The sequence below is a fragment of the Armatimonadota bacterium genome, assembly GCA_017993055.1.
In the GTDB taxonomy this organism is placed as follows: Bacteria; Armatimonadota; UBA5829; order DTJY01; family DTJY01; genus JAGONM01.
The window spans coordinates 1-14466 of record JAGONM010000029.1 but is presented as its reverse complement, the minus strand read 5'-3'; the positions used below and the strand labels follow the sequence as shown (position 1 = coordinate 14466).

The window sequence follows — 14466 nt, the reverse complement described above, 5'->3', positions numbered from 1 at the left end:
GAAGCCCCGATTTCTTTTCGGGATGCCCCGACTTCTTTTCGGGACGCCCCGATTTCTTTTCGGGATGCCCCGACTTCTTTTCGGGACGCCCCGATTTCCTTTCGGGACGCCCCGATTTCTTTTCGGGATGCCCCGATTTCTTTTCGGGATGCCCCGACTTCTTTTCGGGATGCCCCGACTTCTGGACGCGCTTGCGGCTCCACCGCGCTACTTCACAGCGTAGACGTCAACGCCGCACGAGAAGTAGACCGTGCCGTCCGGGCCGAGGGCGACGTTCTCCACCCTGGCTGGCGCGTCGGCCAGGTGCTCGTGCCCGCCGGTCGCAAGATCGAGGGCGATGATTGAGTTCTCGCTGCCGTAGATGAGCCGGGCGTCTGGAGTGGACGCGATCGAGTTGCAGGTATGCACCGGAATGTCGGAGGGGATGCCTTCGACCCACTTAGGGCTCGCCGAGTCGAAGATGCGCACCTTTCCCGATCCGGTCACCGCCGCACGACCGAGCTTGTCGCTGCACCCCAGTGGTCGTACCGACGTCGCGCCTTCATAGACTTCTTTGTAGACGATCTCACGCGTCGCAACGTCAATGACGCAGAACCCGGCGGATTCGCCCTTCTTGTTCGGCAGACCGTTCCCGGCGAGCGACGTGCCGGCGTAGATGTACTTCGAGTCGACGGCGATGCCGGCCATCGCCTGCTCGCCGAGCGGGTTCTCGATCAGGTCGGTCTTGTCCCTGGCGGGGTCGGTGATGGAAATGGCGCCGCCGTACCTGCCGTATTGCGCCATCCAGCCGGTGTAGAGCTTCCCATCGGGGCCGAAGACCGTGCCGCCGATCGGGCGGATGTACCCTTTGCTGCCGAGATGCGCTATGACGCGCGGGTTCTCGTTGTCCCACTGATTCCACGGCTTGTCGGCGTTGTAACGGACGATGTCACCACCGGCGTAGGCGACCGCGAAGGTCTCCCCGCCGTGGAAGGCGACGTCGTAGACCTCCCCGCCGCCGTCGCAGATCGTGCTGGTATTCGTCACCTTCTTCGTGGCGGGATCCATGAACCAGAGCGTCTGGCCAAAGGTCGGCCCGCCCCACAGGCGGCCCTTCTCGTCCGCCCGGAGGAAATGCGTCTGTCGCGGCGCGGACTCCCCGGGAATGCGCCGGAGGTTCAGCTTCGTGTCGCCGGGTTTCATGACGAAGTAGTCCTGGCCACGCACGCCGAGCAGGTTGCCCTCCCGATCGTATGCGAGCACCCGGCCTCCGCGCAGATTGATATCGGCGATGAAGCGCAGATCCTTCTCGCCAAACCTATAGGTATAGCGACGGTTACCCTGGTAGAGCACGAGCATGTCGTCGTTGCTGGCGTAGCTATCGACGCTCCACGCGCCCTTCTCGGCGGGCGGAGTCGGGAACGGCGCGGGGACCTCGTAGAGCGTCTTGCCCTTGTACGCCTTTCCTCCCGCGAGGAAGTATCCATGCCACGACACACCGTTCAGCACCCCTTTGATGCTCTTCGGCACGGGGATGAAGTCCTTCTTCGCCGGGTCGAAGATCATCGTCGTGTTCTTCTCCTGGCCGAAGCTGCAGAGGATGCGCCCATCCGGGAGCGCGGTGACGTACCGCAGATACATGTTGGGAGGAGCAGGGTTGCCGAGATCCTCGACCGAGTAGGCGTTGAGATCGAGCGCGCCGAGCTTGCCGCCGCCGTAGGTGCCTCCGTAGACGCGCCCGTCGCTCCCGATCGCAAGGTTCCAGATGTAGCTCTCACCAGGGAACTCGGAGACCTGCGTGAACTCCATCTTCCTGAGGTCAAACACCATGAAACGCCCGTCGTAGAACGTCCCAACCACCAGCCGATCGCCCGAGACCTCATTGAGCGCCCACGAACCGGCTCCGGCGGGGGCGGTGAAGACTTTGGCAAAGTCCTTCTCGGGGTCGATGAATATCAGCTCGGCCCCCGCATTCTCGTTCATGTTGCTGAGAACGAGCATGTCGCGGCCCGATGCGCGGTCAATGACCACGCGTCCCGCGAGCACGTTGCGGGCCTGGCACGGCTGGCCGAGGTGCACGATCTCCGCGGAGGCTGTTGCGGCCAGGCAGAGTGCGGCAAGAGCGATAAGCGCGGTAGTGTTCAAAGATCATACTCCTATGCGTTTGTCAGCGCCTGGGCGGCGGCGTACGCCTGCGTTGATTCGATCGGAACGTCATTGAGGATCGATGCCTCGCGGGCGAGGCGCATGCACTCGTCGTATGCGAGGTGCCGATCGATCGGTCTGGGCGTCGGGCCGACGAGCGACTCGAAGTTCAGGCGGTAGATCTTCGCCAACACCTCCGGTGTGAGGGCGATCCCACGCATGATGCCATCCTCCGGCGGGCCGAGCACGAAGTCGGCGCCCTCCGGCACGCGGTACTCATCGGACGTCGAAAGCCAGCGGGTGATGATCCCCAGCCGCTTGCGAGCCTCGTCGTCGGTATGGTTGCTCGATATGTCGGTCCCAAGGATCAGGCGGTCCTGGTAGCGCATGAAGAACTCGCAGGCGGCATCCACGTCCATGGACATGTTGTAGAACATCTCGATGCCCGGGCACACGTCGAGCTTCACGTTCGGGTAACGATCAAGCAGCCGGGCCGCGCGTGGGAGATCGGCGGAAAGGAAGTAGAAGTGCGCGAACACAATGTTCAGGTCCGGGTGGCGCTCGAGGACGTTCCCGACTTCGGTGTAGAGTTGCTCCTTGGGTATCCACGTCTGGTCGTAGCCCCAGTCCCTGGACTTCGCCCAGCCGGGAGTCAACTCTGGATACCAGAACTCCTCAGGGTCGTTGACGTGCCAGATAATCGGGACGCCGAGCGCCTCCACGTGTTCGAAGTACTCCGCGAAGTACGGGCCGTCAATGGGGACGTCCACCATCCGGCGGTGGGTCGGCTTGTTCTCGAGCATCTTAATGCCGTCGCAGCCGATCGCAACCAGGCGCTCTACCTGCTCGACAAGGGACGGCGCTCTGATCTTGCCATCGCTCCAGTAGGACGAGTGATCGAGCCCACCGAAGACGTAGAAGTTGCCGGGGTACTCCACCTTCGTGGCATAGCCGGAGGGATTGTGGTTGATCACTTCGCGGCTGTAGATGCAAACGACGTTCATCCGCTCGACGCCGACCGCGGCCCGGATGCGCTCCATAGCGGCGCGCTCGCTGACATGGCGAAGGTGGACATGGCTGTCGATGATGCGAATGGGACACATGAGACCTATAGGACACGCGGGACTCTGAACGTGTGCCTGCCTGCTTCCGTAATGGTGATCTGCGGTTGGCCGGGGAGCGTGAGATCGGCGGTCATGTCCTCCGGGATCGTGAAGGTCATGATGAACTCGTCGCCAATGATCTTCCACTCGGCCTTGATATCGCCGAGCGGAGTCGGAACGATCCCCCTAGCCCACCTGAGGTCGGCGGTGTTCGGGGCAATCGTCACATGTTTGAACCCCGGCTCTGCGGGTCGGACACCGAGGATGTACGCCGGCAGATAGGCCGTCGGCGCGGAGGCCCATCCGTGGCACAGCGAGTTGTTCGTGTTCCACTGCTCCCAGAAGGTCGTCGCGCCCCAATCGAGCATCACGCCCCAGTTCTTACGCATGTAGTCCAGCGACTCCTGCACCATTCCGTGCCGCAGAAGGGCCTGGAGCCAGTAGTATGCGAAATACGAGCCCGCCGGGACGACCTCTTTGGACGGGTCCATGCAGTACCGCAGGATCTCCATCCGTCGGTCCATGGGCGCGATGTCGTACGCCGCCACGAGCGCGTTTGGCATCTGGCTCGTCTTCGGCGAGAACGCCTGCTTCTCCTCTGACCAGTACTCGGGGTACGCGCCTCTGGCCGGATCGTAGAGCCGAGTGTTGATCGCCGTCTGGAGCGCGGATGCCATTGCGGAGTACTTCTCGATGCCCCCGGAATCCCCCGCGACACGCGCCATGTTCGACGCATGAGTGAGCGTCTCGTAGTAGAAGCAGTTCAGCACGGAGACCGCACCCTCGTACTCGGTCTGCGTCCACTCGATGAACATCCAGCCGGGGACGTTCGAGATCAGGCCGTTCCTGTCCCTGAACTTCTCGAAGAAGCCGATCAGCTTCTCGACCTTCGGGTACATTTCCCGCACGAGCTCAGCGTCGCCCGAGTAGGTGTAGTAGTCCCAGATCGAGCCGACCCAGATCAGGCTGAAGGAGGGGATATACTGATCGAAGACGCCGGGATAGAAGCAGGCGGTCTGGCCGTCATCGCCTTGCGACTGGCCGATCTGAACAATCCCCTGGCGGATGAGCTTGTAGTCGCCGAACGCGTGGTAGTTGCTCATCGCCTCGAGCCGCGCGTCGCCCCACCACTGAGTGCGCTCCCTCCACGGGCAGTCGGTGTAGGCGTCCTCCATGTTGAGCTGGACGGTATATGCTCCGATTCGCCAGATGTCGTTCAGCCGCTTGTCGGAGCACCGGAACTCGCCGTTCCATCGGACGGGATAGGTGCTGAAGTTGACACTCACGGACTCGACGGTCACCGGCTCGGTGATGTCCCGGAAGTCCATCTGCATGTACCGAAACCCACGGCGGTCGAAGACCTCCCATTCCTGGCGGCCCGGCTTGATAACGTACCGGTCGGCGTAGTTGACGCCGTGCCGATTGGGATCGACCTTGCCGTTGGTGAGGAGCTCCCCGTATCCGAGGTCGATCATACCCGTGCCCTTTGTCGAGATCTTGATCCGAGGCATTCCGGCGACCTCCCAGCCGAAGTCGAGGACGAGGTAGACGGCTTTCCCCGCAGCCCGTTCCTCGGGCGAGAGCGGGTAGACGGTGCATAGCCCCCTGCCCTCGTTCAGGGCCTGCCACTTCTTCCGCGCCTCCGATTCCTTCATCCCGCGCGGGGCAATCGGCTGGGCCTTGAAGATATCCTCCACATTCGGCCTCAAGAAAAGCGCCGACGTGTTCGATGCCATCCTGTCGGAAGGCGTCTTCTTCTCGCGCGACATCAGCGGCGCGACGTGGTTCTTCGGCACATCGACGCCCGAGGGATCGGCGACACCGACCTCGACGACGCCGACGGGATGGATCTCCTTCTCATAAAGGAACGGGATCGTTCGCTCGGTCAGGTTGCTCCACGGCAGAGGCCCTCTGATGACGGTCGCACGCTCCCACTTCGAGTCGTCGAAGCCGACCTCGGTCCAACCCTGAGGCGCCTTGTTCGCGTCGAAGACCTCGTAGAACTCCTGCTGGATCGAGATGCGCGGGATATCGCTCTCCCAGGCATCGGCACGCCTCACCCGCCAGAAGTCGTCGGAGACGATACTGAGGCTCTTGTTGCCGGCGTAGGAAACCTTGCCGTCGAAGAGGAATCCGCCGCGCCCGAGGTGGTAGGTGAACGTGTTGATCCCGTAGTGGTGGACGAGCGCCGCGATCGAGTTCTTGCCCTTGTGGAGGCTCTTCGCCAGGTCGTAGGTGTCGTACTGCTGCCAACGCGGGTCGGAGCGCACCGGTCCGCGCCCGACGAGCCTGCCGTTGACGTAGAGCTTGTACCGACTGTCGGCGGAGACGTAGACGATCACCTCCGTCGGCTCGGCGGGCAAGTCCACGACCCTGCGGACGTACATGTAGCTGTTGACCGGTTGCTGAGGACTGGAATCCCAGATCCAGGCGGTATCGGCGGTTATCACAGAAATCTCCTCGGAGAGCGCTGATCCATCACGTCTTGCGACACGAGGAATCCAAGGATCAGATTCCTCGCTCCGCTCAGAATGACAAGACGTGGCGCGGAAGTATCAGTCGCCGAGCATACGAAGCTGCTTCTCTATCAGGGCGACGTGATGCACTTCTTCCATCATGATCTCGTCAATCCTGTGCCGTCCCAGGCGCTCGGGCACCATATCCCGTATTCCCGCATAGAAGACGACCGCGTCCTTCTCTCTGTCGAGCGCAACTTCGAGGATGCGCTTGTACGTCGGATTCTCGCAGAGCATCTCCTGCGGCTTCATCCTCGAGGTGAATATGGCACGATCAGCCATCGCCTTCAAGTACAGTCCTACCTCGTTGTCCGGATCGAACACCGTAGGCTCTTTCTCCTCACGATTCAGCCCGTCGCGCATCTTCGCGAAGAGCTCCGCGTGCGAAACCTCCCAAGCCGCGAGGTCGGTAAGGAGTTGCTTGTGCTGGGGATTCTCGATGCAATCGGCCGCCGCGGAGTAGAACTTGATGCCGTTCTCTTCCACCCGCTGCGCGATCTCAAGGATTTCGTCTGCGCTGAACTGGTTGGACATGTCAGCCTCACTTGTTTGTGGGTTCTACGCCAGAGTATACCACGGAGAGGATGGGAAGGCAAAGAGCCTCACTCCCCCATCAACACTACGCGCCGAACGAGAATCCTCACCCCCACCGACGAGCATGGGTCAATGCGCAGGCGCAAGAGCGGCGTCCCCATCTTCTCCCAGCAGACTACCTCGGACACGTCAATCGTCGGGCTGCCGTCCGAAGGCCACGCCGCCGCCGCCGAGGCAAACTGCGTGAACGCAGGCAGCAGCCCCGTCGCCCAGAAGACCTCCATCTCTCGACCGCCGACGCCCTCCGGGGCACCTCCGAGCAGCCTGCCCTCCACCACAATGCGCCGGATCTGCCGCATCGCAACCTTCAGCTCCGGAAGCACGATCTGCGGATCCCCGCCAGTCGTCACGAACCATGAGCCTGCCGAGTCCCGTTTCTCCATCGACATGTCGGCGAGTGATATCTCCTCCGTCGAAACCCCGCCCTCGGCCAGATCGAGCACACAGGGCATTCTCACGTCCGGTACTTCGAAGCTCTTTCCCGGCGGGTTCAACTTGGGGGTCTTACTCGGCCACGGCTTCGATTCGTTCTCCTGCGCGATCTTCAATTCGTCCGGAGTAAGCACGCTCCACGACACGATCTCCTCCGCCGTCGGAAGCCGCTTGTCCGGCGACTTCTTTCCCACAACCTCGGCAATTGCCTCGAGAAACCCGAAGCCGAACTCCTTCGACGGCTCGACGCATGCGCCCTCGCCCCACTCGTTCCATGCCTCGACAAGCACAACCGGCGATTCGGGGTTCGTGTTCTTCATCGCTCCCTTGAGCATTTTGGCGAAATCCGCCGGATTGTTGTCCGTGTTAATGAACGCACGCTCCACTCCCGCGCGTGGACGATCATCCCAGCCGGAGAACGTTGTCGGCCAGTAGGGAAGTCCCACCTTCGCGCCGCTACGCGCGAGGGTCGGGTAGTGACATTCCGCCATGAGTGCCGCAAGTTCGGGGTACGGGACTGCCTGTGTGTCCCAGGCGATGCTTGGAGGGCGCATCCAGCAATAGGTATACGCACAGAAGGCATCGAAGCCGAGCGACTTGAGCATGGCTATGTACGCCGGGGAACTCCCCGAATAGACCGCCACGAGGTAGAGATCACCTGCGCCCTTCTCCTGTGCCCGCGCCCGCATCGCCTTGAGCGACTCACGCAGCGCATCCTCCCCGCCAAAGCTCATCAGCTGTCCGATATCGTAGATCATGAAGACCGGACGTCCGTCTACCCTCAGGTAGTTTGGCCGATGGAAGTACCTCGAGCAGAGAAGATCGGTCATTTCGAGTACGGCGCGCTTAGACTGATCGAGCGGCCTGAGCCACCAGGAGCCACCGTGGTTGCACCAGTGGACGCAGAACCTGACATCGTTCGCCTGCTTCGATTGGAGAAAGCCCCGATCCAGAGATTCGTAGAGGAACTCCTGCCCGGCGTTGTAGTACCAGTCGAATGCGATAAAGTCCAGGCCATGAGTCGTCATCCAAGGAATGTAGTAACTCCACAATCGCGGATCGGCGTCGTTGTAGAATCCGCACGACGCACGCGGGACGGCGGCCTTCATGATCGCCGTTCGCCATTCGCTCGACTCACCGGCTGGATTCTGGGCGGCGCGGTACCATCCCGGGAAGTAGTATACTCCGACCAGGGGCTTTGCACCCGCGCCAGACGCACGAGCGACTATCATCATCGCGAGAAGCAGCATGGCGATTGTCAACGATCTGTGCATAGCGTATCCTCCGTGGATAGCGCGAAGCGATTGAGCCCGGCACCGCAGCTGTCGTCACACAGGCGGTTCCGTCTGTTTCGGTTCAGGCTTACGGATTGTCTTGCCGGCGACGACGAGGGCGTCTATGACGCTGTATACGTAGGCGACGATGAAGATCAGGCCGGTGATGAGAACGAGCGGGTTCGTGTAGTAGAGCAGGTTGTTCAGGTTGCTGATACCCGACGGATAGCGCTGAAGGAGAGCGTAGGTCGTGACGAACAGGAGAAAGCTTCCAAATATGACCGACGATTTCACGATCTCGCCGTTATAGAACTGGCCCAGCCCGGGTATGAGCGCACTGAAGAACGCGATGCTCGGGCTCCTCTCCTTTGGCGCGTACTCATGGGGGTTGAGAAGCATGTCGCGGGCGAGTGCCTTCTCCCGCTCGCGGTCCGCTATCTCCAGGGTAACCTTTGCAAACTTCTTTTCGAGGGAGTCCCTACCCGGAGCGTACTGGAGGCCCGTGCGGTACTCCGCAAGGGCGGCGTCGAGCTTGCCTGATTCGTGAAGGATGTCCGCAAGCATCTCCCTGAAGACGACATCCTCCCGCGCGATCTCCAGGGCTTTGCGGCACGTATCCTCGGCTTCCAGAACCTGGCCTCTCAGCCGGTGGAGGTTGGCCTGTCCGAGCAGGCGCTCCAACTCACGCTCGCGGTCAAGCTGCTGATCCTTGCCCATCTACGAGACCCCCTGCGACTCATCAGGCGACATGGGTGGAGGACTGCCTTTCTCGGCGCCTGACCAGTATGCCTCGAGCCGATAGAAATCCCTCTCCTCCGGGGCGAAAACGTGGACGATGACATCACCATAGTCGAGAAGGACCCAGGTCGCGTGTTCATACCCCTCGAGGCGCTTCTTCTTTGCACCATTGTCTCGTAGTTTCTCGATGACGGCGTCGGCGATCGTACGGATATGTATGTTGGAGTTGCCGCTCGCGATGATCAGGTACTCTGTCATGATCGTACGCTCGCGAACGTCTAGTCGGACGGGTGCAACGGCCTTCTTTTCGTCCATTGCCTCAAGAATAAGCGAGGCCTTGTCTTCCGATGTCATGCGGTTCCTTTCGTATCGGTGCCGAGCCGTCGTCTACGTCCCGGAAGCCAGAGCCACGTAGTCGCGTCCGACGATAACGGTCACGTCCGCCGGAGCCGTCTCATCCGGCTTAAGTTTTATGGTCTGCGAGTTCAGCAGTGCCGCGAGTTCGCGCGCGCCGTCCTCGCTCCCGTTGTGCCGAATGATCTCGCTGGAGACGTAATCGAAGCTCTCGGCATTACCGACAGACTCGACCGCGTAGCCCTTCTCTCTCAACATTTCGGCAACCCTGGCGGCCGCCCCGCTCACGCCACTGCCGTTCAGAACCTCCACCGTCGGCAGCTCTCCGTTCGGCGGATAGAAGAGGTTCTGGACGACTCGCGCCGTGTCTGCCCTGTCGGCAACCCAATAGCTCAGCCCGCTAATCGTATCCGGAACACCGGGAAGAGTCGCCATCTCCACGGCGGAGAGGTCGAGCTTCGAGGCGAACCTGGCGAGGTGCATAATATCCTTCGGACTCATGTCCGTGCGTACGTTCTTCAGGACGGCGTCCATCATGCCGGGGAGCCTCGGCAGGTTCGCCGGCTCGACCGCTTTTGATGCAAGAGCCTTGAGGAACTTCTGCTGTCGCTGTATGCGGGTGATATCTCCCATCGTATCATGGCGGAAGCGGACGTACTGCATCGCCTTGTCGCCGTCCAAGACCTGAAGGCCCTTCTTGAGGTTGATGTATAACCCACCGCGCCGGTCCGTGTAGCGCATGTTCTTATCAACGTCTATCTCGACGCCACCTAAGGCATCCACCGTGCCCTTGAAGCCTTCTATATTCGTTACAATGTAGTAGTCGGGGCGGACACCCGTCAGTTCCGAGACGAGAAGGCAAGTCGCCGCAGGACCACCGCTTACATACCCGGCGTTGATTTTGCCGTACCTGCCTCCACCATCGAGATCCACGCGCGTATCCCTCGGTATCGAGATCGCCGCAACGCGGTTGGCGTTGAAGTCAATGGAGGCGAGGATGATGGTGTCCGAGAGTCCGCGACCCTGCTTTACACCCGTGTTGTCTTCCCCCAGAACGAGTATCCTGACGACAGGCGCTCCGTCAAACGGCCGGTCGAAGATCTCGCTCACGTTGAAGTTCATGCTGCCCCTGGAGAGATAGAACCCGAGGAACGACCCGACGGCGCCCGCCGCAATCAAGCTGATCAATACCATGATGACCGTGCCGATGCGGCCCATCCCTCGCTGATCTTGCAGTACGTGTAATATGCGTCTCATCATAGGGGTTGCAGGTAGAGACCGTTTCTCCTTATGTATTCTTCCACACCCGCGGGTACGAGATGGCCTATCGGACGCCCCTCGGCGACTCTTTGACGAACATCGGTCGCTGAGACGTGCATCTCGCGCATCGGAGGCATGTCAATACTCGCAAGGAACTTCGCGGGCAACTTACTCTCCAGCTCACCAAGATCGAATCCCTGCCTCGGGAGCGCGACGAACCGGGCTAGTTCCGGCAGCGCCTCCGCTTCATGCCAGTTCTCGATGTCCAGTATCTCGTCGGCTCCCGCTATGAAATATATCTCCGCCTCGGGCCCAAGCTCCTCCCTGAGCGCCCGTAAAGTATCCACCGTGTACGAAGGCCCCGGGCGGTCGATCTCCATCCTCGACACCTCGAACTGCGTATAGCCTGCTATTCCGAGCCGCGTCATCTGATACCGGTGCTCCGCATCGGAGACCGCTCTGCCCGCCTTGTGAGGAGGCTGACCTGCGGGCATGAAGATCACCCGATCGAGGCCGAACCGCAGCCGCGCCTCTTCCGCCGCGGCGATGTGCGCCATGTGCGGCGGATCGAACGTCCCACCCATGACTCCGATCCGACCCCCGTCGCTCATACTCCGAGTACCAGATTGTCCCGGTGAATGACTTCGTCGAAATCCTTGTATCCGAGGATCGCCTCAATGTCCGAACTGCGTTTCCCTTTGATCTTCTCGATCTCATCCGCACTGTAGTTGACGAGTCCGCGGGCGAATTGGTTTCCGCGCACGTCCAAGACACGCACCAGATCGCCGCCTGTGAAGCTTCCCTGGAGACCGGTGATCCCTGCGGCGAGCAAGCTCTTTCCGCCGTCAAGGATCTTCTCCCTCGCGCCGTCGTTCACGGTAATGCTTCCACGACACGCCGCGCCAAATGCGATCCAGCGTTTGCGGCTCCGAAGGCGACCAGCGACGGGAAGGAACTTAGTGCCGACCTGCTTGCCGGCGAGTATGTCCGCGAGGACCGCCGGCCGTCTTCCATCGGCGATGTGCATCGTCACGCCTGAGTTCACTGCGACCTCGGCGGCCTCGATCTTGGTCCTCATGCCGCCGGTCCCGCTGATGCCGTGCGTGCCGCCAGCCATCTCGTAGATGGCAGGGTTGATACGCTCCACGACGGGGATGACCTTCGCGTCCTCGCATTTGCCGGGATCGGAGTCGCAGAGGCCGGGAACGTCAGACAGGATGATGAGTGTACCTGCCTGAAGAGAAGAGGCCACGAGAGCTGCGAGGTTATCGTTGTCCCCGACCCTGATCTCGTCAACCGCCACGGTGTCATTCTCATTGACGATGGGGACTGCGCCGCGGCGTAGAAGAGTGAGCATCGTGTTGCGGGCATTGAGGAATCTCTTGCGGTGACCCAGGTCCTCTTTCGTCAGCAACACCTGCCCGACAGTCAGCCCGTGGGCGTTGAACAGGTCTGCGTACATTGCCATCAGGAGGCCCTGCCCGATAGCCGCCGCCGCCTGCTGCTCTGGAATGGTGCGCGGTCGGACCGTCAACTCCATTCGCTCCATCCCGGCGCGAATCGAGCCGGAAGTGACAAGCACGACCTCACAACCTCGCGACTTTAGCTCGGCGATCTGCGATACGAGTGTGGCGATGTACGCGCGATCGAGACAGCCACTGCCGTCCGTCAGGGTGCTCGATCCGACCTTTACGACTACGCGCTTGACTCGTCTGGTCATAGGGTAGACTGGAGACGGTGGGCCGCCTATCGCTCAGCAGCCTGGAACTGCTTCATTCTACCTCATTTTCAGAGGCGTAGTCAAACTCGATTTCCCCTATCCTGACCGTATCTCCGCGCGCGGCTCCGAGTTCCTCCAGCCGCTTGATCACACCAAGGCGAACCAGCTTGCGGTGGAGGCGCCTCACGGCTTCGTCACTGTCGAGATTCGACATCGCCACCATGCGCACGATCCCTTTGCCCCGCACGACGAACTCGCGCTCGCCGACTCTCTCGGCCTCAAACCGCGATTCGTCCTGCCGCCGGGGGGCGATCCTGACGACCTGATCAGACTCCGACGCTACGGGAACTCCCCGTTCCATCTCTGCCAATCGTTCCATAAGATGGTAGACGACCGGCTTGACGCCCTGTCCGGTTGCGGCGGAGACCTCGAAGACCCTCATGCCTCGCGACTCAAGTGAGCGGGCCAGCGGACCCGCGATCTTCCTCGCACCCGGCACGTCCAACTTGTTCAAGGCGACGACTTGTGGCAGATCGGCGAGAACGGGGCTGTAGAGCGCAAGTTCGCGGTTGATGGCGTCGAAGTCCTCCGACGGGTCGCGGCCGGTGCAGCCGGAGACGTCAATGATGTGGAGCAGCAGGCGCGTGCGCTCTATATGACGCAGGAAGCGATCGCCGAGTCCGGCGCCGGCGTGAGCGCCCTCGATCAGCCCGGGGATGTCCGCCATCACGTACGAGCGCTCCTCATCCACCCGCACGACCCCAAGGTTCGGCACGAGCGTGGTGAAGGGATAGTCCGCAATCCTGGGGCGCGCCGATGATACCTGGGCAATCAGCGTGGACTTTCCAACGTTGGGAAAACCGATCAGCCCAACATCTGCGAGGAGCTTAAGTTCGAGCCGCACGTGGAGTTCCTCGCCAGGCTCGCCGTTCTCGGCGATCCTGGGAGCCTGTTGCGTAGAAGTTGCGAAATGTTGGTTGCCGCGACCGCCGCGACCGCCCCTCGCGATCACAAACGCCTCCCCCTCCGCCATGAGATCGGCGATTAGAGCGTCGGTATCGGTGTCGTAGACCTGCGTGCCGACGGGCAGCTTGAGCACGAGGTCTTCCCCGTTTCGCCCGGTCATGTTGTTCGGGCCGCCGTCGCCGCCTCTCCCGGCCTTGTACTCGCGCTTGTACCGCAGGTCCACGAGCGTCGTCAGCCGCCCATCGGGGAGAAGCACGACATCGCCCCCCTTCCCACCATCGCCTCCGGAGGGCCCTCCGCGCGGGACGAACTTCTCCCGCCGGAACGCTATGACGCCGTTCCCCCCGGAACCGGATCTCAGGCTGACCGTGACTTCGTCAACGAACATCTGTCGTATGTGCCCTGCCGGGCTGCGCATCACCAGAAACACGAAGGGCTCGATCATCGCAATGGACAATCGAGCCCCGAGACGGCTGACCTCCAGTCACTCGGCAGCCGGGTATACGCTGACCTTCCGGACCTTCTTGCCCTCAAACTTCACGGTGCCGGCGATGAGCGCGAACAGCGTGTCGTCGCTCCCCTTGCCGACGTTCTTGCCGGGATGGAGCGGGGTGCCCCGCTGCCTCACGAGGATACTGCCGGCCTTGACCTGCTGTCCGGCGAACTCCTTCACTCCAAGCCTCTGCGGGTTGCTGTCGCGCCCGTTTCGCGAACTGCCTACGCCTTTCTTATGTGCCAATCTGATTCACCTCCAAAGCAAACTGCCGCGACGCCCATCCGATGCCCCGGCGATTCCCACCGGCAAGGCGCGGTACCCGGGCGGTCAGCCCGCGTATTCTATCTTCTCGATCTGAAGAGTGGTGTGCGGCTGGCGATGCCCGTACCTGCGCCGGACGTTCTTCTTCGCCTTGTACTTGAAGCCCACGATCTTCTTGCCCAGGCCGTGCCGGACAACCTTGGCGGTGACCTTCGCGCCCGTGACGACAGGGGTGCCAATCGTCGATCCCTTGTCACCGCTGACGAATAGCACGCTTTCGAGCGTAACGTTCTCGCCCGCCGCCACTTCGAGCTTCTCGACTTCGAGAAGATCCTTCTCGCGAACAGCGTACTGCTTTCCGCCGGTTTTTACGATAGCATACATGAACGAGATTCCTTTCATACCGCCGGTATCCCGACGCTGAGTCCTTCCGCATTCGCAAAATGACGTTGTATGTTATCACAGTCCACGCGCTTTGTCAACAGCTTGAGCAGTCAGGTTTCTGGGTTTACCATACATATGTGACACTTGGGGTTGCGGGAGAAGGACGCTCTCTGGTATGGGTATTGTTGACCGACAAACCGACCAAGGAGGTCCCTATCCCGCATGCCTAGTTTACGACAAATGG

The 14466-nt window shown here is 61.4% G+C and carries 13 protein-coding genes; all 13 read right to left on the bottom strand.

Annotated features, from left to right (window positions below; translation table 11 throughout):
* Positions 1–207 precede the first annotated feature (207 nt).
* Positions 208–2124, bottom strand: a complete 1917-nt coding sequence (locus KBC96_11255) for a hypothetical protein (protein ID MBP6964972.1) — start codon at positions 2122–2124, stop codon at positions 208–210.
* Positions 2125–2135: 11 nt separating this feature from the next.
* Positions 2136–3164, bottom strand: a complete 1029-nt coding sequence (locus KBC96_11250) for an amidohydrolase family protein (protein MBP6964971.1) — start codon at positions 3162–3164, stop codon at positions 2136–2138.
* A gap of 68 nt (positions 3165–3232) precedes the next feature.
* Positions 3233–5677: a family 78 glycoside hydrolase catalytic domain gene (locus tag KBC96_11245; protein MBP6964970.1), complete on the bottom strand. Its 2445-nt coding sequence runs from the start codon at positions 5675–5677 to the stop codon at positions 3233–3235.
* Positions 5678–5782: 105 nt separating this feature from the next.
* Positions 5783–6277, bottom strand: a complete 495-nt coding sequence (locus tag KBC96_11240) for a ferritin family protein (protein ID MBP6964969.1) — start codon at positions 6275–6277, stop codon at positions 5783–5785.
* A 68-nt stretch (positions 6278–6345) separates the two neighbouring features.
* Positions 6346–8043 carry a glycoside hydrolase family 99-like domain-containing protein gene (locus KBC96_11235; protein MBP6964968.1) on the bottom strand — a complete coding sequence of 566 codons (1698 nt, stop codon included), beginning with the start codon at positions 8041–8043 and terminating at the stop codon, positions 6346–6348.
* Between the two features lie 54 nt (positions 8044–8097).
* Positions 8098–8760 (bottom strand): hypothetical protein, encoded by a 663-nt coding sequence (locus KBC96_11230; protein ID MBP6964967.1) that lies wholly within the window; start codon positions 8758–8760, stop codon positions 8098–8100.
* Positions 8761–9135: a ribosome silencing factor gene (gene rsfS / locus KBC96_11225; protein ID MBP6964966.1), complete on the bottom strand. Its 375-nt coding sequence runs from the start codon at positions 9133–9135 to the stop codon at positions 8761–8763. It lies immediately after the preceding gene.
* 33 nt (positions 9136–9168) lie between these two features.
* Complete coding sequence (locus KBC96_11220) at positions 9169–10353, bottom strand: LCP family protein (GenBank protein MBP6964965.1); 1185 nt, start codon at positions 10351–10353, stop codon at positions 9169–9171.
* A gap of 38 nt (positions 10354–10391) precedes the next feature.
* On the bottom strand, positions 10392–11006 hold the full coding sequence (gene nadD / locus KBC96_11215) for a nicotinate-nucleotide adenylyltransferase (protein ID MBP6964964.1): 615 nt from the start codon (positions 11004–11006) through the stop codon (positions 10392–10394).
* On the bottom strand, positions 11003–12115 hold the full coding sequence (gene proB, locus KBC96_11210) for a glutamate 5-kinase (protein MBP6964963.1): 1113 nt from the start codon (positions 12113–12115) through the stop codon (positions 11003–11005). The genes nadD and proB overlap by 4 nt, the downstream gene beginning before the upstream one ends.
* A 52-nt stretch (positions 12116–12167) precedes the next feature.
* A complete protein-coding gene (gene obgE, locus KBC96_11205) occupies positions 12168–13469 on the bottom strand; it encodes a GTPase ObgE (protein ID MBP6964962.1) in 1302 nt (433 codons plus the stop codon).
* A 96-nt stretch (positions 13470–13565) separates the two neighbouring features.
* Positions 13566–13820 carry a 50S ribosomal protein L27 gene (gene rpmA / locus KBC96_11200; GenBank protein MBP6964961.1) on the bottom strand — a complete coding sequence of 85 codons (255 nt, stop codon included), beginning with the start codon at positions 13818–13820 and terminating at the stop codon, positions 13566–13568.
* 84 nt (positions 13821–13904) lie between these two features.
* On the bottom strand, positions 13905–14222 hold the full coding sequence (gene rplU, locus KBC96_11195) for a 50S ribosomal protein L21 (protein MBP6964960.1): 318 nt from the start codon (positions 14220–14222) through the stop codon (positions 13905–13907).
* Between the last annotated feature and the right edge of the window lie 244 nt (positions 14223–14466).

Bases quoted from the DNA above. Each gene is read 5' to 3' on its own strand.
- KBC96_11250 (MBP6964971.1), bottom strand. From the start codon at position 3,164: ATGGAGCGCATCCGGGCCGCGGTCGGCGTCGAGCGGATGAACGTCGTT.
- KBC96_11240 (MBP6964969.1), bottom strand. From the start codon at position 6,277: ATGTCCAACCAGTTCAGCGCAGACGAAATCCTTGAGATCGCGCAGCGG.
- KBC96_11235 (MBP6964968.1), bottom strand. From the start codon at position 8,043: ATGCACAGATCGTTGACAATCGCCATGCTGCTTCTCGCGATGATGATA.
- KBC96_11230 (MBP6964967.1), bottom strand. From the start codon at position 8,760: ATGGGCAAGGATCAGCAGCTTGACCGCGAGCGTGAGTTGGAGCGCCTG.
- rsfS (MBP6964966.1), bottom strand. From the start codon at position 9,135: ATGACATCGGAAGACAAGGCCTCGCTTATTCTTGAGGCAATGGACGAA.
- KBC96_11220 (MBP6964965.1), bottom strand. From the start codon at position 10,353: ATGGGCCGCATCGGCACGGTCATCATGGTATTGATCAGCTTGATTGCG.
- nadD (MBP6964964.1), bottom strand. From the start codon at position 11,006: ATGAGCGACGGGGGTCGGATCGGAGTCATGGGTGGGACGTTCGATCCG.
- proB (MBP6964963.1), bottom strand. From the start codon at position 12,115: ATGACCAGACGAGTCAAGCGCGTAGTCGTAAAGGTCGGATCGAGCACC.
- obgE (MBP6964962.1), bottom strand. From the start codon at position 13,469: ATGTTCGTTGACGAAGTCACGGTCAGCCTGAGATCCGGTTCCGGGGGG.
- rplU (MBP6964960.1), bottom strand. From the start codon at position 14,222: ATGTATGCTATCGTAAAAACCGGCGGAAAGCAGTACGCTGTTCGCGAG.